The sequence below is a fragment of the Cronobacter turicensis genome (assembly GCF_041222865.1).
Classification (GTDB): domain Bacteria; phylum Pseudomonadota; class Gammaproteobacteria; order Enterobacterales; family Enterobacteriaceae; genus Cronobacter; species Cronobacter turicensis.
The window spans coordinates 722,547-738,589 of record NZ_CP165997.1 but is presented as its reverse complement, the minus strand read 5'-3'; the positions used below and the strand labels follow the sequence as shown (position 1 = coordinate 738,589).

Here is a 16,043-nt window from a genome sequence, read left to right as displayed (position 1 = left end):
TTCTGGCAATAACCGATTGCTTCCGGCGCCCGCCTTCGTTACGTTGCGAACACCTTCGGACAAGGAGCTGGAAGATGTCTCGCAAAATTACACTGGCGGCGGCGCTGTGCGTCGCCTTTGCCGCGCCCGCCGCGCTGGCGTCCGGCATTCATAGTTTCAGCCAGGCCAAAGCGGCTGGCGTGAAAATCAACGCCGACGCGCCCGGCGATTTCTACTGCGGCTGCCCGATTACCTGGCAGGGCAAAAAAGGCCTCCCCGATCTCAAAGCCTGCGGCTATCAGGTACGTAAAAACGAAAACCGCGCCTCGCGCATCGAATGGGAACATGTCGTGCCCGCGTGGCAGTTCGGCCACCAGCGCCAGTGCTGGCAGGATGGCGGGCGGAAAAACTGCGATAAAGACCCGGTCTATCGAGAAATGGAAACCGACCTTCATAACCTGCAACCTGCCGTCGGCGAGGTGAACGGCGATCGCGGCAATTTCCTCTACAGCCAGTGGCGCGGCGGTGAGGGCCAGTACGGCCAGTGCGAAATGAAAGTCGACTTTAAAAATAAACAGGCCGAGCCGCCTGCCCGCGCCCGCGGCGCTATCGCGCGCACCTATTTCTATATGCGCGATAAATATCAGCTCAACCTGTCGCGCGCCCAGACGCAGCTTTTCGAGGCCTGGGACAAGCTCTACCCGGTGAGCGCGTGGGAATGTACCCGCGATGAACGCATCGCCAGGGTTCAGGGCAACCATAACCCTTACGTACAGCAGGCTTGCCAGGGGCAAAACCGCTAACCTACACTACCGGGCAATTGTTAACGCAGGGCTTGCCGCGCGATGCCGCAAGCCCGTTTACCGGAAAATGCCCATGCGAATTCCCCGCATCTATCACCCCGAGCCGTTAGTCGTCGGGTCTGAAATCGCTCTTGATGAAGACGCCGCGAATCACGTAGGCCGGGTGCTGCGCATGAGCGCAGGCCAGGCGCTGCAGCTGTTCGACGGCAGCAACCAGGTGTTTGCCGCTGAAATCACCCAGGCGAATAAAAAAAGCGTTCTGGTCAATGTGGTGAGCGCCGAAGAGGCGAACCGTGAATCACCGCTCTTTTTACATCTCGGCCAGGTGATGTCGCGCGGCGAGAAGATGGAGTTCACCATCCAGAAGTCAATTGAACTTGGCGTCAGTGTGATCACCCCGCTCTTCTCCGAGCGCTGCGGCGTTAAGCTTGATGAAGAGCGCCTTAATAAAAAGCTGCAGCAGTGGCAGAAAATCGCGATCGCCGCCTGCGAGCAGTGCGGACGCAACGTGGTGCCGGAAATCCGCCCGGCGATGGATCTGGAAGCCTGGTGCGCCGAGCCGGATACCGGCCTGAAGCTCAATCTCCACCCGCGCGCCGCGCACAGCATTAACACGCTGCCGCAGCCCGTTGAGCGCGTGCGTCTGCTGATTGGCCCGGAAGGCGGCCTGTCGGCCGACGAAATTGCCATGACCGCACGTTATCAATTTACTGATATCCTGTTAGGACCACGCGTTTTGCGCACAGAGACCACTGCGCTCACCGCCATCACCGCACTGCAGGTGCGCTTTGGCGATCTGGGCTAAAGGAGAAAAATAATGATCAAGCTCGGCATCGTGATGGACCCCATCGCAAACATCAATATCAAAAAAGATTCCAGCTTCGCCATGCTGCTGGAAGCCCAGCGCCGCGGCTATGAACTCCACTATATGGAGATGGCGGATCTGTACCTCAATAACGGCGAAGGCCGCGCCCGCACGCGTCTGGTGAGCGTCGAGCAGAATTACGACAAATGGTATGAGTTCGGCACCGAGCAGGATATTGCGCTGGCCGATCTCGACGTCGTGCTGATGCGTAAAGATCCGCCGTTCGACACCGAATTCATCTACGCCACGTACATCCTTGAGCGCGCCGAAGAGAAAGGCACGCTTATCGTCAACAAGCCCCAGAGCCTGCGCGACTGCAATGAGAAACTCTTCACCGCGTGGTTTGCCGATCTCACCCCGCATACGCTGGTGACGCGCAACAAAGCGCAGCTGAAAGCCTTCTGGGAAAAACATGGCGATATCATCTTAAAACCGCTGGACGGCATGGGCGGCGCGTCGATTTTCCGCGTGAAAGAAGGCGACCCGAACCTTTCCGTTATTGCGGAAACCCTGACGGTGCTTGGTAGCCGCTACTGCATGGCGCAAAACTACCTGCCGGCGATTAAAGACGGCGACAAGCGCGTACTGGTCGTGGACGGCGAGCCGGTGCCTTACTGCCTTGCGCGCATTCCGCAGGGCGGCGAAACCCGCGGCAACCTGGCGGCCGGCGGTCGTGGCGAACCGCGTCCGCTGACGGACAGCGACTGGGAAATCGCCCGTCGCGTCGGGCCGACGCTGAAAGCAAAAGGCCTGATTTTTGTGGGTCTCGATATCATCGGCGACAAGCTGACGGAAATTAACGTCACCAGCCCCACCTGCGTGCGCGAAATCGAAGCGCAGTACCCGGTTTCCATTACCGGCATGCTGATGGACGCCATCGAAAAACGCCTCGCTAAGTAAGCCTTTCGGGCGGGGTCGCTCCCGCCCCCCGCCGGGGGTGACAGTTCGCCACTTTCCCCGCATACTGAATCTGCCGATTTTCCAACCAGGACTACAGAACTTTTGACGATGAATTTACAGCATCATTTTCTCATTGCCATGCCGGCCCTTCAGGACCCGCTGTTCCGCCGTTCCGTGGTGTATATCTGCGAATACAACGATGAAGGCGCGATGGGCCTTATCATTAACAAACCTCTGGAAAATCTGCAGGTTGAAGGTGTTCTTCAGAAACTGAAAATCACGCCGGAGCCGCGCGACCCGGCGATCCGTCTCGACAAGCCCGTGTTTCTCGGCGGCCCGCTGGCCGAAGACCGCGGTTTTATTCTCCATACGCCGCCGGATGCGTTCTCCTCCAGCATCCGTATCTCCGATAACACGGTCATCACCACTTCGCGCGACGTGCTGGAAACGCTCGGCACCGCCGAACAGCCCGATGACGTGCTGGTGGCGCTCGGCTATTCTTCGTGGGAGAAAGGCCAGCTTGAAGAAGAGATCCTGGAAAACGCCTGGCTCACGGCGCCGGCGGATCTGAATATCCTGTTCCGCACGCCCATCGCCGACCGCTGGCGCGAGGCTGCGAAGCTTATCGGCATCGACATTCACACCATGCCAGGCGAAGCGGGGCACGCGTAATGAGCGGCACCCTGCTGGCCTTCGATTTTGGCACGAAAAGTATCGGCGTGGCGATTGGACAGCGTGTGACCGCCACCGCCCGCCCGCTGAATGCGATCAAAGCGCAAAACGGCAACCCGGACTGGACAATCATTGAGCGGCTGCTGAAAGAGTGGCAACCGGACGACGTCATCGTCGGCCTGCCGCTGAACATGGACGGCACCGAACAACCGCTGACGTCGCGCGCGCGTACATTCGCCAACAGGCTGCATGGTCGCTTCGGTATAAAAGTCACGCTGCACGATGAACGCCTCAGCACTGTTGAAGCCCGCGCCGGGCTTTTTGAGCGCGGTGGTTTTCGCGCGCTGAACAAAGGTAGCGTGGACTCCGCCTCCGCGGTCGTCATTCTGGAAAGCTACTTCGAGCAACACGGCTAATACATGACTCGCAGCGTCGCCTGGCGCTGCGTTTATTTTTCTCTTACCCGCCTAAATTCCTTTATTTCCGCTTATGAATCTGCCCCGGATCACACTTCTCAGGCGCCGCCTTTGCCCGCCCCGCTAAACGTTTCTATAAAAGAAACATAACCAGTGGGCATCAGACCGGTTTCATCAGCCGCGCGGCCAGATCGTTGAGCTGCTCAAGGCGAGAGTGGATTTCAGGATTGCTGATGTTCCACATACCGGCCAGCGCCACCGCGGCGTTGTGCATGCCAAGCGGTTTCGCCATCGACACTTCGCCGTCGTCGTGGCGCCAGATAACCAGACCACGCTCGCGCTGTTGCGCCACGTGAGGCGCCAGCTGGGCCCACTGTTCAGGTGTAAAGCGCGCTTCCAGCGCCTCGTCGGTTTCCGCCGCCAGCAGCGACATGCCGATGACCGACTGCCAGGCGGGCAGCATACGGAAACCCGCCAGCGCCTGGCTCATCTGGCTGCCGGGCGTGGAGTGGTAAATGTAGATGATTTGATCTTCCCAGAGCACGCCCAGCGCCACTACCACGTCTTTTGGGGCGTGTCGCTCAAGCAGCGGCAGAGCATGGGAGAAGAGGGCGGAGCCGCGAATGGCCTGTGCCGCCAGAGCGTGAATACCAGGACCGGGCAGATAACGCCGCTGCTCATCCTGCATGGTGAGGCCGATAGAGGCCATTGTCATCAGCAGGCGGTTGACGCGTGTGGTGTTGATGCCCATCAGTCGGGCCAGTTCACGACAACCGATGGCCCGATCGCTGGAGACCAGGTACTGCAGGCAGCGGATCCCATCAATCAGGCTCTGGTTGGGTTGTGAAGACATAGCGAAGTCCCGTTGCATGACAATGTCATGAGTGTAATGCCAGTTAAGAAGGATACAAGTTTATGAACGTCTTTCCCCGCAGCGCTGACCGGACCTTCCCTGAAGAACATCTCCACGCCGATCTGCTGGTGGCAGGCGGCGGTCTCGCTGGCTTGTGCGCCGCGCTGGCGGCCGCCCGCGACGGATTGCAGGTTATCCTGGTACAGGATAGGCCGGTGCTGGGCGGCAACGCCTCCAGCGAAGTGCGGCTGTGGGCCAACGGCGCGACATCGCATATGGGTAACAACAACCGCTGGGCGCGCGAAGGCGGCATTATGGGCGAAATACTGGAAGAAAACCTCTGGCGTAACAAAGAGGGCAACCCGGTGATGTTCGATCTGGTGCTGCTGGATCTCGCCCGCTCGCAGCCAGGACTGACGCTGTTGCTCAACACCGCGATCTTTGAGGTCGCCTGTAACGGCCAGCGGATTGCGCGCGTCCGCGGCTTTAACGCGATTAATGAAACCATCTACACCCTTAGCGCCACACAGTTTTGCGACGCCACCGGCGACGGCGTACTGGGTTATCTTGCCGGCGCCGAGTTTCGCGTCGGCGCGGAAGAGGCGGACGAACTCGGCGAAAAAATGGCGCCCGGCGACAGCTTCGGGCACAAGCTCGGGCACTCGATTTACTTCTACACCAAACAGACCCGCGAGCCGGTGCGCTTCGTCCCGCCGTCGTTTGCGCTGAAAGAGATAACCGATATTCCGCGCTACCAGCGCCTTACTTCGACGCTTAACGGCTGCGATCTCTGGTGGCTCGAATGGGGCGGTCGCCTTGATACTGTCCACCAGAGCGAGGAGATCAAATGGGAGCTGTGGAAAATTGTCTGGGGCGTCTGGGACCATATTAAAAACTCCGGGCAGTTTCCGGATGCGGAAAACCTGACGATCGAGTGGGTCGGCACCATTCCTGGCAAACGCGAGAGCCGCCGGTTTATGGGCGATCACCTGCTCTGTCAGCAGGATATTATCGAGCAGCGCGACCATTACGACGCCGTAGCTTACGGGGGCTGGTCTATCGACCTGCACCCGGCAGATGGCGTCTACAGCACCCACGACGGCTGCCGTCAGTTTCACAGCAAAGGCACCTATACCATCCCCTGGCGCAGCCTCTACAGCCGCTCGCTGGATAACCTGTTCCTGACCGGGCGGCTTATCTCGGCGTCGCACGTCGCCTTCGGCAGCGCCCGCGTGATGTGCACCTGCGGGCTGCTGGGTGAAGTGGTCGGCCGGGCGGCGGCGCTCTGCCATCAGCAGACGCTTACTCCACGCCAGCTGGCGGCGCGCGAACGCATCGCCGAGCTGCAACAGCATTTGCAGGCGACAGGCTGTTACATTCCCCGCCAGCGGCTGGACGATCCGGCGCGCGGCGCGCGGCTTCGCGTCAGCAGTGAATACCAGCTTACCGAGCTCGCGCCGAACGGCGAATGGGAGCCGCTGTCGGCCCGCACTGCGCTGCTGTTGCCGCTGCGGGCCGGGCAGTCGCTGCTGACACTGCACTTCACGTTGCGGGCGCGCGCCCCACAGCGCCTGCGCGTTCAGCTTCTCACCAGCCACAAACCCGGCAACTATACGCCGGAGCGCTGGCTCGACGAGTGCGAGCTGGAGGTTCACGACGCCGCGCCGTACCGGGTGGCGCTGCGTCATACTGCCGAGCAGGACAGCTATGTATTTATTGTTTTCGATCGGTGCGAGGCCATCGAGATGGCGCTCAGCGCGCAGCCCCTGCCGGGCGTTATGATGGTCTTTAACAGCCTTAACGCGCGCGTCGCCAAACGCTCGCGCCAGGTCGCAGAAGGCGATTTCGGCGTGGACGAGTTCGACTTCTGGCTACCGCGACGTCGTCCGCATCAAATCATGCCTGCGCTGCGCCTCGACGCGCCGCTGCGCTGTTATCCGCCGGAAAACCTGCTTAACGGTCGTCTGCGGCCCGAACAACAAACCAACGCCTGGGTGCCCGCCGCGGACGACAGTCAGCCCACCGTTGAGTGGCACTGGACGCAGCCGCACGCGTTCGGGGCGTTGACGCTGATTTTCGATAACGATTTTGATAATGCGATGGAAACCGTCCAGATGGGGCACGACTGCGCCGTCACGCCCCACTGCGTCACGCATTACCGGCTCTGGGCCGATGAGACGCTGCTGGCGGAGGTGACGGAGAACCATCATGCCGTCTGCGAACACCGCCTCGACGCGCCACGTAAGGCGAGCGTAATACGTCTTGAGATCGTCAGCACCGCAGGCGCCCTGCCCGCGCTTTACGCGCTCCATGTACGTTAACACCAGTGCCCGGCGCTGGCGTCTTTTTGCAGCGCCAGTTTGCCTTCGTTCAGACGCATCGCCACGCTTTGCGCGAAGGTTTGCATCCCCTGCTGCTGGCCGGTTTCCATCAGGCCCGGCAGCTGGTGCGTTTTCCCCTCGCGGATAAGATTCGCCACGGCGGGCGTATTGATGAGAAGTTCATGCAGCGCCGTTCTGCCGCCCTGAACGTCCGGCACCAGCTTTTGCGCCAGCACCGCTTTCAGGCTGCCCGCCAACTGGCTGCGGACTTTATTCTGTTCATCAGCAGGAAAGACATCCACCAGCCGCTCGACGGCCTGCGCCGCGCCGCGCGTATGCAGCGTCGCCATCACCAGATGGCCGGTCTCCGCCGCCGTAAGCGCCAGCCGGATGGTTTCGCTGTCGCGCAGCTCCCCCAGCAAAATGACATCCGGATCTTCACGCAGCGCGCCGCGCAGGCCGTCGCTGAAGCTTTGGCAGTGCGTGCCGATTTCACGCTGCTGGATAAGACAGCGCGCCGGTTGATGACAAAACTCGACCGGATCTTCAAGCGTCAGAATATGGCCGTCGAGCGTCTCATTCAGGTAGCCGACCATCGCGGCGAGCGTCGTCGATTTGCCGCTGCCGGTCGCCCCTGTGACCAGCATCAGGCCATCCGGCATCGTCAATAGCTCTGGCACCGCTGCGGGCACGCCGAGCGCTTCAAGCCTGGGGCAGCCTCGCGGCAGCAGGCGCAATACCAGCGACACCCCCTGCATCTGGCGAAACGCATTGCCGCGCAGCCGCACGCCGCCTGCAAGACTAACTGCGAAATCGGTCTGCCCCCGTTCGGCAAGCTCGCGCTGATGGGCGTCGTCGAGCCAGCGCGCCAGCAGGTTCTCCGGCTTCGGGACGGCATCAGGCAGCGGCTCCAGCCGCCCCTGCCTGCGCCAGCGCGCCGGTAGCTCGCTACACAGGTGTAGATCCGAAACGTTATGCTTTACACTAAGCGCCACTAATTCATCCATTTCCATATAGCTTCCCTACCATGAGTGAGACAGAACGCAACTTAACGCAGGTTCGGCAAAAGATCTCAGCGGCTGCACAACGCTGCGGCCGGGCTCCAGAAGAAGTTACGCTGCTTGCAGTGAGTAAAACAAAACCTGCGAGCGCGATAGCAGAAGCGATCGCCGCCGGGCAGCGTGAATTCGGTGAAAACTATGTGCAGGAGGGTGTGGAAAAGATCCTCCATTTCCGCGACGCGGGCGTGGAAGGGCTGACGTGGCACTTTATCGGTCCGTTGCAGTCCAACAAAAGCCGTCTGGTGGCGGAGCATTTCGACTGGTGCCATACGGTCGACAGGCTGCGCATCGCCACTCGCCTGAATGAACAGCGCCCCGACGAAATGACGCCGCTTAACGTGCTGATTCAGGTTAATATCAGCGACGAACAGAGCAAATCCGGCATCGCCTTAAGCGAGCTGGATACGCTTGCAGAGCAGATAGCGGCGCTGCCGCGTCTGCGGCTGCGCGGGCTGATGGCCATTCCGGCGCCGGAAAAGGAGTATGCGCGCCAGTTTGCCGTCGCGCGTGAGATGGCGGCGGCCTTCACGGCGCTTAAAGCGCGCTACCCGACGGTAGACACGCTTTCGCTCGGCATGAGCGATGATATGGAAGCCGCCATCGCCGCTGGCAGCACGATGGTGCGCATTGGTACCGCGATTTTCGGCGCGCGCGATTACGCCCGCGCCGCTCAACATTAACTTCTGAGGAATGCCATGCTGACGTTGACTTTCCTGGTCAAAACCCTGATCGAACTGTATGTGATGGTGCTGCTGCTGCGCATCTGGATGCAGTGGTCGCGCTGCGATTTTTATAACCCGCTCGCCCAGACGGTAGTGAAATTTACCCAGCCGGTGATAGGCCCGCTGCGTCGTATCATTCCGTCAATAGGGCCGATCGACACTTCGTCGCTGCTGGTGGCGTTTATTCTCTCGACGCTGAAATTCCCGCTGCTGCTGTTGATTCAGTCGGGCGGGCTGTCGCTTGATCCGTTTAACCTGGTGGTAGGCCTGCTGTCGCTGCTGAAATCCGCAGGTCTGCTGGTCTTCTGGGTGATTATTATCCGCTCGCTGATGAGCTGGGTAAGCCAGGGCCGCAGCCCGATTGAGTTTGTGCTGATTCAGCTCACCGAGCCGCTGATGGCGCCGATCCGCCGTATTCTTCCGGCCATGGGCGGCATCGATTTTTCCGCCATGGGCGTCATCATTCTGCTCTATCTGCTGAACTACCTCGGCATGGATCTCTTCCCGAGGCTGTGGTATTTGCTGTGAGTGCCGTAAGTAAAACCGTCGACGGGCTGGTGTTACGGCTGTATATCCAGCCGAAGGCCAGCCGCGACAGCATTATTGGTTTACATGGCGACGAGCTAAAAGTCGCCATCACCGCCCCGCCGGTTGACGGCCAGGCGAACGCCCACCTGGTGAAGTATCTCGCGAAACAGTTCCGCGTGGCCAAAAGCCAGGTGGTAATTGAAAAAGGCGAACTGGGCCGTCATAAGCAAGTCAAAATCATCGAACCCCAACAGATCCCAACGGAAGTTGCGGCTGTCACCGACTAATACAGGATTACGCTATGCAGAAAGTTGTCCTCGCGACCGGCAACGCCGGTAAAGTGCGCGAACTCGCCTCATTGCTGCAGGAGTTTGGGCTGGATGTCGTGGCGCAGACCGAGCTTGGCGTCGAGTCCGCCGAAGAAACCGGCCTGACGTTTATCGAAAACGCGATCCTGAAAGCGCGTCACGCAGCCCAGGTCACCGGCTTTGCGGCAATCGCCGACGATTCCGGCCTCTCTGTGGATGCGCTTGGCGGCGCGCCGGGGATCTACTCCGCGCGTTACGCGGGCAGTGATGCCAGCGATCAGGAGAACCTGGAAAAGCTGCTGGTGGCGTTACACGACGTGCCGGACGAGCAGCGCCAGGCGCAGTTCCACTGTGTGCTGGTCTATATGCGCCATGCCGACGATCCGACGCCGCTGGTTTTCCACGGCGTCTGGTCTGGCGTTATCACCCGCGCGCCGGCAGGCCAGGGCGGTTTTGGCTACGACCCGATTTTCTTTATCCCCACGCTTGGCAAAACCGCCGCCGAGCTGACGCGTGAAGAGAAAAGCGCGATTTCCCACCGCGGGCAGGCGCTGAAATTATTACTGGAAGCAATGCGTAATGGCTGATTTGCCACCCTTAAGTCTTTATATCCATATCCCCTGGTGCGTGCAGAAGTGCCCTTATTGCGACTTCAATTCCCACGCGCTCAAGGGCGAAGTGCCGCATGACGATTATGTCCAGCATCTGTTAAGCGATCTGGATAACGACGCCCCCTGGGCGCAGGGCCGCGAGGTGAAGACGATTTTCATCGGCGGCGGCACGCCGAGCCTGCTTTCCGGCCCCGCGATGCAAACCTTGTTGGACGGCGTGCGGGCGCGGCTTGCGCTCGCGTCGGATGCTGAAATCACGATGGAAGCCAACCCTGGCACCGTGGAGGCTGACCGCTTTGTGGAGTATCAGCGCGCAGGCGTGAACCGCATTTCTATCGGCGTGCAGAGCTTCAGCGAGCCGAAACTCGCGCGTCTTGGCCGTGTTCACGGGCCGGAAGAGGCGAAGCGCGCGGCGCGTCTCGCCAGCGGTCTCGGGCTTCGCAGCTTTAACCTCGATTTGATGCACGGCCTGCCGGATCAGTCGCTGGAAGAGGCGCTTGATGATTTGCGCCAGGCGATCGCGCTGAACCCGCCGCATCTGTCCTGGTATCAGTTGACCATCGAACCAAATACGCTGTTTGGCTCACGCCCGCCAGTGCTGCCTGACGACGACGCGCTGTGGGATATTTTCGAGCAGGGCCATCAGTTGCTGACCGCCGCCGGGTATGAGCAGTATGAAACGTCGGCCTACGCGAAACCGGGTTATCAGTGCCAGCACAACCTGAATTACTGGCGCTTCGGGGATTATCTGGGGATCGGCTGCGGCGCGCACGGTAAAATAACGCTGGCGGACGGGTGTATTTTGCGTACCGCGAAAACCCGTCACCCGCGCGGCTATATGACCGGTAATTACCTGGATAAACAGCATGAGGTTGAGACGCAGGATAAGCCGTTCGAGTTTTTCATGAACCGTTTTCGCCTGCTGGAGCCTGCGCCGCGCGCCGAGTTTGCACGTTATACGGGGCTTAGTGAAGCCGCGATTCGCCCGCAGATTGACGAGGCGATTGCGCTGAATTATCTGGCGGAAACGCCGGAGAGCTGGCAGATAACCGAGCACGGTAAGCTGTTTCTTAACTCGCTGCTGGAGTTATTCCTGGCAGAGTAGCGGGCTCTGGCGTGGCTGCATATGGCGGGTGCGCGGAGCTTACCCGCCCTACGAGCCTGGAAAGGGTGTTGTAGGGCGGATAAGCGCAGCGCATCCACCGTTTACCACCCACTGGCGTCATGCCCCCGGACACAAAAAAGCCGCTTCGCAGCGGCTTTTTTACATCCATCGGACGACTTACGGCGCCGGGTTCACAACCATCTGCCCCACCGAACCGCGGTCGGCCATCTCCAGCGTCTGGCTCGAATAGAGGAACGGGAAATGCTCCCACGAGGGCTGGCTGAAATACACCAGCAGCTCCACCTGACCATCCACCCACACCGTATCCTTCCACCCGCGATCTTCCGGGAACGGCGCGGCGCCATTCACGCTGCGGATAAGAAAACTCACGCCTTCCATATGGAACGACTGCGGCATATCGGAACGCACCGTCCAGCGCTCCCACGCGCCCTGCTGGGTTTGCACGTCGGTACGCTTCATATCCCACAGCTGACCGTTAATGCCCGGATCGTCGCTTAAGGTAATCTCGCGGCTACGCACCGGCGCGCCGTTGATAATCTCATCCGGCAGCAGACGCATCGGCAGCGTATCCGTTACCAGCGGCAACAGGCCGGTGGGCCGCAGCGTCAGCACCAGTGTGGAGATGAGAATGCTGGAGGGCTCGAAAATTCCGCGAATACGATCCATGATCGACGCCGCTTCGCCGCAGGTCATCGAGACCTCATCGCCGTTGGTCATATCAATGAGCACTTCGCGGCGCTCGCCGGGCGCCAGCGCCAGCTGTTTGACTGAAACCGGCGCGGGCAGAAACCCCTGATCGCCTGCGATCACGTGCAGCGGGCGGCCATCGCTCATCTGCAGCAGATAGCGGCGCGCGTTAGAGGCGTTCAGCAACCGCAGACGCACCCAGCCGCGCGAGACTTCCACATACGGGCTCTGCGCGCCGTTCACCAGCAGCGTATCGCCGACAAAACCGCCGCTGCCCGGCTCGCTGTATTCCGGCGTGCCGAAATTGTCGAGGCGCTTGTCCTGAATAATGACCGGGAAATCGTCAACGCCATAGTGGTTCGGCACTGGCAGCGCTTTGCTCACGGCGTCTTCCACCAGCCACATGCCCGCAAGGCCGTTATAGACCTGCTGGCCGGTGCGGTTGGGCGTATTGGCGTGATACCAGAGCGTCGCGGAGGCCTGGCGTACCGGCAGCACCGGCGCCCAGTCGGCGCCTGGCGACATCATGCGCGCCGCGCCGCCCATCAGCGGCCCCGGCACTTGCAGCCCGCTCACCGTCATGGCGACATTTTCTTGCAGACGATTGCTGTAGATAAGCTTGACGTCATCGCCGCTCCAGACGCGGATAGTCGGGCCCATATAGCGGCCATTGAAACCCCAGACCTGCGCGCGGGTGCCCGGCACGAAAGACCAGTGGGCGCGAGAGAGCGTCAGAAACAGCGGCTGGCCGCGGCGCGACTCCAGCAGCGGCGGCACCGGCAGCGCCTGTTGCTGGCCTGCGGCATGCGCCCTCAGCGGCACCGCGCCCGCGCAAAGCGCAGCGCCCGATGCCTGAATAAACTGACGCCGACTGAGTGACATAGTTGCTCCATGAAAACGGGTAATGAATGACGGTCTGCCCGTCAGTCTCAGATCTTGCCAGCGGCTTCGCGCTCGGCCACTTCTTTATCCAGCTGGACGATTTTCTCTTCCATCAGCTGGCGGCAGTGGGCGGCAAGTTCCCGTACCTGTTCTTTTCCCCAACCCTGGGTGTCAACAGGCGGTAACATTTCGACGATGACCAGACCGTTGTTCCAACGGTTGAGCTTGATTTTACCATGGGTATTGGAAACACAGACCGGAATAATCGGCACGCCAGCGGCGATAGCGGCATGAAACGCGCCGGTTTTAAACGGCATCAGGCCGCGCCCGCGGCTACGGGTGCCTTCCGGAAACATCCAGATGGAGATATCGCGCTTGCGGAACTGCTCCACCACTTCGGCGATGGTGCTGTGCGCCTTGCTGCGGTTATTACGGTCGATAAGCAGGTTGCCGGTCAGCCAGTAGAGCTGGCCGAAGAACGGGATCCAAATCAGGCTTTTTTTGCCGACGGTCACGGTCGGCGGCTGAACGATTTTCGACGCCGTCACCATGTCGTAGTTGTTCTGGTGGTTGCCGATGTAAATCGCGTTGCCGTAGTTTTCGGCGCCCTGCGGCTTACGCAGCTCCACCTTCAGGCCGAACACGGTGGAAAGACGGCCGAACAGATGGCCAAACGTCGCCACATGGCGCGGATTACGCGGGCTGAAGAGACACCAGATACAGCCCAGAACAGAGACCACAATACTGTAGAGAACCACAATAATCATTCGAACGATCGATAACATAACTACCTCTGAAGCCGCAGCCGCGGACCAGTATAACGGCTTTAACGGAAAACACACCGCTCACGGTCAGGCATCCCTGGCGGCTCATGATGTTGAGCAGACTCAAACACTTATTTTTATGCGTCACGCGCAAACAAACAATGGCGTGGGCGGGAAAATTACGCAAGCGAGGCGCCGCGCTGCCTGCAGATAATCACAGAAAGCGCGGCGGCGATGCGTACGCCGGTATTCGGGGGATTACGCCTCGCCGTCGTCAGCTTTCGGGCGCGACGGGGCGTCCACTTCGACGCTGTCGATGCGTTGTAAGCCGCGCATCAGCGTACCGCGACGCCCGCGTTCGCCATGCACTTTTTGCAACTCTTCCGGGCGCAGTTTGATCTTGCGCTTGCCGACATGCAGCGTCACGGTGCTCTGCGGCGGCAGGATGGTGAGATAGGCAAGCTTATCGTCGCCCTTCGCCGCATCGGCGGAAGGAATCGAGATAATTTTGTTGCCCTTGCCTTTGGAGAGCTGCGGGAGATCGGCCACCGGGAACATCAGCATACGCCCCGCCGCCGTAATGGCGAGCAGCATATCGTCGTCATGTTCAATTTCCAGCGGTTTGAGCACATGCGCGTTTTCCGGCAGCGTAATCAGCGCTTTACCGGCGCGGTTGCGCGCCACCAGATCGTTGAAGGTGCAGACAAAACCGTAACCCGCGTCAGAGGCCATCAGGAGCTTCTGATCTTCGCCGGTCATCAGCATATGTTCCACTACCGCGCCTGGCGGCAGCGTCAGTTTGCCGGTAAGCGGCTCGCCCTGACCGCGCGCCGACGGCAGCGATACCGGATCCAGCGCGTAGCTGCGGCCCGTGGAGTCGATAAACACCACCGGCTGGTTGGTTTTGCCTTTCGCTGACGAGAGCCAGTTGTCGCCTGCTTTATAACTCAGCGCTTTGGCGTCGATGTCGTGGCCTTTGGCGCTGCGCACCCAGCCCATCTGGGAGAGTACGATAGTGACCGGCTCGGACGGCAACATGTCATGCTCGCTCATCGCTTTCGCTTCTTCACGCTCATGCAGCGGCGAGCGGCGATCGTCGCCGTACGCGTCGGCATCCGCCTGGATCTCTTTTTTCAGGAGAGTATTCATTTTGCGCTCGGAGGCGAGAATGCCCTGGAGCTGATCGCGTTCTTTTTCCAGATCGCTCTGCTCGCCGCGGATCTTCATCTCTTCAAGCTTCGCGAGATGGCGCAGTTTAAGTTCGAGGATAGCTTCCGCCTGCGTTTCGCTGATGCCGAAACGGCTCATCAGCACCGGCTTCGGCTCATCTTCGCCGCGGATAATCTCAATCACTTCGTCGATATTGAGGAACGCGACCAGCAAACCTTCCAGGATATGCAGGCGACGCATGACTTTATCGAGGCGATAGTTCAGACGGCGGCGCACCGTATCGCGACGGAACACCAGCCATTCGGTGAGGATCTCCAGCAGGTTTTTCACCGCCGGGCGGCCATCAAGCCCAATCATGTTGAGGTTAATGCGGTAGCTTTTTTCCAGATCGGTGGTGGCGAACAGGTGGTTCATCACCTGATCCATATCCACGCGGTTAGAGCGCGGCACGATAACCAGACGCGTCGGGTTCTCGTGATCGGACTCATCGCGCAGGTCATCGACCATCGGCAGCTTTTTGGCGCGCATCTGGCTTGCAATCTGCTCCAGCACGCGGGCGCCGGACACCTGATGCGGCAGCGCGGAAATAACCACCGCGCCGTCTTCTTTCTTCCACACGGCGCGCATACGCACCGAGCCGCGGCCGCTCTGGTAGATTTTGCGGATTTCAGCGCGGGAGGTAATGATTTCCGCTTCGGTCGGGTAATCCGGGCCCTGCACGATATCCAGCAGTTCATCAAGCGTGGTTTTCGGGCTGTCGATAAGGCTGACGGCCGCTTTAGCCACTTCACGCAGGTTGTGCGGCGGAATATCCGTCGCCATACCCACCGCGATGCCCGTGGTGCCGTTCAGCAGAATGTTCGGCAGGCGCGCCGGCAGCATTTTCGGCTCGTTCAGCGTCCCGTCGAAGTTCGGGACATAATCCACAGTGCCCTGGCCCAGCTCGCCCAGCAGCACTTCGGCATATTTAGAGAGACGCGATTCGGTGTAACGCATCGCCGCGAAGGATTTCGGATCGTCCGGCGCGCCCCAGTTCCCCTGCCCGTCCACCAGCGGGTAACGGTACGAGAACGGCTGCGCCATCAGCACCATCGCTTCATAGCAGGCGCTGTCGCCGTGCGGGTGATATTTACCCAGCACGTCACCCACGGTACGGGCGGATTTTTTGAATTTGGCGCTGGCATTCAACCCCAGTTCCGACATGGCATAGACGATGCGGCGTTGAACAGGCTTAAGCCCGTCGCCGATAAACGGCAGCGCGCGATCCATGATGACGTACATGGAGTAGTTCAGATAGGCGTTTTCCGTGAATTCATGCAGCGCGAGGCGCTCTGCACCATCGTGAGTTAAGTCACTCATTACTCGTTATTCCTCA

At 60.2% G+C, this 16,043-nt stretch carries 16 protein-coding genes; 11 read left to right on the top strand and 5 right to left on the bottom strand.

What is annotated here, in order from left to right:
* The first annotated feature begins 74 nt into the window (after positions 1-74).
* The 5 genes from endA to ruvX all read left to right on the top strand — a co-directional run bounded on the left by endA (position 75) and on the right by ruvX (position 3,635).
* Positions 75-782 carry a deoxyribonuclease I gene (endA, locus tag AB8W27_RS03550; RefSeq protein WP_041923908.1) on the top strand — a complete coding sequence of 236 codons (708 nt, stop codon included), beginning with the start codon at positions 75-77 and terminating at the stop codon, positions 780-782.
* A 73-nt stretch (positions 783-855) separates the two neighbouring features.
* Positions 856-1,587, top strand: a complete 732-nt coding sequence (rsmE, locus tag AB8W27_RS03545) for a 16S rRNA (uracil(1498)-N(3))-methyltransferase (protein ID WP_015742425.1) — start codon at positions 856-858, stop codon at positions 1,585-1,587.
* A gap of 12 nt (positions 1,588-1,599) precedes the next feature.
* Positions 1,600-2,547 carry a glutathione synthase gene (gene gshB, locus AB8W27_RS03540; RefSeq protein ID WP_015742426.1) on the top strand — a complete coding sequence of 316 codons (948 nt, stop codon included), beginning with the start codon at positions 1,600-1,602 and terminating at the stop codon, positions 2,545-2,547.
* 108 nt (positions 2,548-2,655) lie between these two features.
* Positions 2,656-3,219: a YqgE/AlgH family protein gene (locus AB8W27_RS03535; protein WP_041923909.1), complete on the top strand. Its 564-nt coding sequence runs from the start codon at positions 2,656-2,658 to the stop codon at positions 3,217-3,219.
* Entirely contained in the window at positions 3,219-3,635 is a 417-nt protein-coding gene (gene ruvX, locus AB8W27_RS03530) for a Holliday junction resolvase RuvX (RefSeq protein WP_015742428.1), read from the top strand. The genes AB8W27_RS03535 and ruvX overlap by 1 nt, the downstream gene beginning before the upstream one ends.
* 160 nt (positions 3,636-3,795) lie before the next feature.
* Here the strand turns inward: ruvX and AB8W27_RS03525 are convergent, their stop codons facing one another.
* Positions 3,796-4,488, bottom strand: coding sequence for an IclR family transcriptional regulator (locus tag AB8W27_RS03525; RefSeq protein ID WP_015742429.1), 693 nt, complete (start codon positions 4,486-4,488; stop codon positions 3,796-3,798).
* A gap of 62 nt (positions 4,489-4,550) precedes the next feature.
* On the opposite strand from AB8W27_RS03525, the gene AB8W27_RS03520 reads away from it, so the two are divergent.
* Positions 4,551-6,809 (top strand): FAD-dependent oxidoreductase, encoded by a 2,259-nt coding sequence (locus AB8W27_RS03520; protein WP_041923910.1) that lies wholly within the window; start codon positions 4,551-4,553, stop codon positions 6,807-6,809.
* Here AB8W27_RS03520 and AB8W27_RS03515 read toward each other — a convergent pair.
* Positions 6,806-7,822, bottom strand: a complete 1,017-nt coding sequence (locus AB8W27_RS03515; protein ID WP_015742431.1) for a type IV pilus twitching motility protein PilT — start codon at positions 7,820-7,822, stop codon at positions 6,806-6,808. The two genes, AB8W27_RS03520 and AB8W27_RS03515, sit on opposite strands and share 4 nt — an antisense overlap.
* Before the next feature lie 14 nt (positions 7,823-7,836).
* Here AB8W27_RS03515 and AB8W27_RS03510 point away from each other — a divergent pair, with 14 nt between their 5' ends.
* Genes AB8W27_RS03510 through hemW form a run of 5 tightly spaced genes read left to right on the top strand, consistent with a single transcriptional unit; the run spans position 7,837 to position 11,144 of the window.
* A complete protein-coding gene (locus AB8W27_RS03510) occupies positions 7,837-8,550 on the top strand; it encodes a YggS family pyridoxal phosphate-dependent enzyme (protein ID WP_041923911.1) in 714 nt (237 codons plus the stop codon).
* Between the two features lie 15 nt (positions 8,551-8,565).
* Entirely contained in the window at positions 8,566-9,120 is a 555-nt protein-coding gene (locus AB8W27_RS03505) for a YggT family protein (protein ID WP_007763984.1), read from the top strand.
* Positions 9,117-9,407, top strand: coding sequence for a DUF167 family protein YggU (gene yggU / locus AB8W27_RS03500; RefSeq protein ID WP_004385624.1), 291 nt, complete (start codon positions 9,117-9,119; stop codon positions 9,405-9,407). The genes AB8W27_RS03505 and yggU overlap by 4 nt, the downstream gene beginning before the upstream one ends.
* Positions 9,408-9,421: 14 nt before the next feature.
* Positions 9,422-10,015 (top strand): XTP/dITP diphosphatase, encoded by a 594-nt coding sequence (locus AB8W27_RS03495; protein WP_041923912.1) that lies wholly within the window; start codon positions 9,422-9,424, stop codon positions 10,013-10,015.
* Positions 10,008-11,144: a radical SAM family heme chaperone HemW gene (gene hemW, locus AB8W27_RS03490; protein ID WP_015742434.1), complete on the top strand. Its 1,137-nt coding sequence runs from the start codon at positions 10,008-10,010 to the stop codon at positions 11,142-11,144. The genes AB8W27_RS03495 and hemW overlap by 8 nt, the downstream gene beginning before the upstream one ends.
* A gap of 177 nt (positions 11,145-11,321) precedes the next feature.
* On the opposite strand, the gene ftsP is transcribed toward hemW, so the two are convergent.
* The 3 genes from ftsP to parC all read right to left on the bottom strand — a co-directional run bounded on the left by ftsP (position 11,322) and on the right by parC (position 16,027).
* The gene (gene ftsP / locus AB8W27_RS03485; RefSeq protein WP_007763988.1) at positions 11,322-12,734 is read right to left on the bottom strand and encodes a cell division protein FtsP; all 1,413 of its coding nucleotides are present in this window, start codon (positions 12,732-12,734) and stop codon (positions 11,322-11,324) included.
* 47 nt (positions 12,735-12,781) lie between these two features.
* The gene (locus AB8W27_RS03480) at positions 12,782-13,519 is read right to left on the bottom strand and encodes a 1-acylglycerol-3-phosphate O-acyltransferase (protein WP_015742435.1); all 738 of its coding nucleotides are present in this window, start codon (positions 13,517-13,519) and stop codon (positions 12,782-12,784) included.
* Positions 13,520-13,756: 237 nt separating this feature from the next.
* Positions 13,757-16,027 (bottom strand): DNA topoisomerase IV subunit A, encoded by a 2,271-nt coding sequence (parC, locus tag AB8W27_RS03475; RefSeq protein WP_015742436.1) that lies wholly within the window; start codon positions 16,025-16,027, stop codon positions 13,757-13,759.
* Between the last annotated feature and the right edge of the window lie 16 nt (positions 16,028-16,043).

Bases quoted from the DNA above. Each gene is read 5' to 3' on its own strand.
- endA (WP_041923908.1), top strand. From the start codon at position 75: ATGTCTCGCAAAATTACACTGGCGGCGGCGCTGTGCGTCGCCTTTGCC.
- rsmE (WP_015742425.1), top strand. From the start codon at position 856: ATGCGAATTCCCCGCATCTATCACCCCGAGCCGTTAGTCGTCGGGTCT.
- gshB (WP_015742426.1), top strand. From the start codon at position 1,600: ATGATCAAGCTCGGCATCGTGATGGACCCCATCGCAAACATCAATATC.
- AB8W27_RS03535 (WP_041923909.1), top strand. From the start codon at position 2,656: ATGAATTTACAGCATCATTTTCTCATTGCCATGCCGGCCCTTCAGGAC.
- ruvX (WP_015742428.1), top strand. From the start codon at position 3,219: ATGAGCGGCACCCTGCTGGCCTTCGATTTTGGCACGAAAAGTATCGGC.
- AB8W27_RS03525 (WP_015742429.1), bottom strand. From the start codon at position 4,488: ATGTCTTCACAACCCAACCAGAGCCTGATTGATGGGATCCGCTGCCTG.
- AB8W27_RS03520 (WP_041923910.1), top strand. From the start codon at position 4,551: ATGAACGTCTTTCCCCGCAGCGCTGACCGGACCTTCCCTGAAGAACAT.
- AB8W27_RS03515 (WP_015742431.1), bottom strand. From the start codon at position 7,822: ATGGAAATGGATGAATTAGTGGCGCTTAGTGTAAAGCATAACGTTTCG.
- AB8W27_RS03510 (WP_041923911.1), top strand. From the start codon at position 7,837: ATGAGTGAGACAGAACGCAACTTAACGCAGGTTCGGCAAAAGATCTCA.
- AB8W27_RS03505 (WP_007763984.1), top strand. From the start codon at position 8,566: ATGCTGACGTTGACTTTCCTGGTCAAAACCCTGATCGAACTGTATGTG.
- AB8W27_RS03495 (WP_041923912.1), top strand. From the start codon at position 9,422: ATGCAGAAAGTTGTCCTCGCGACCGGCAACGCCGGTAAAGTGCGCGAA.
- hemW (WP_015742434.1), top strand. From the start codon at position 10,008: ATGGCTGATTTGCCACCCTTAAGTCTTTATATCCATATCCCCTGGTGC.
- ftsP (WP_007763988.1), bottom strand. From the start codon at position 12,734: ATGTCACTCAGTCGGCGTCAGTTTATTCAGGCATCGGGCGCTGCGCTT.
- AB8W27_RS03480 (WP_015742435.1), bottom strand. From the start codon at position 13,519: ATGTTATCGATCGTTCGAATGATTATTGTGGTTCTCTACAGTATTGTG.
- parC (WP_015742436.1), bottom strand. From the start codon at position 16,027: ATGAGTGACTTAACTCACGATGGTGCAGAGCGCCTCGCGCTGCATGAA.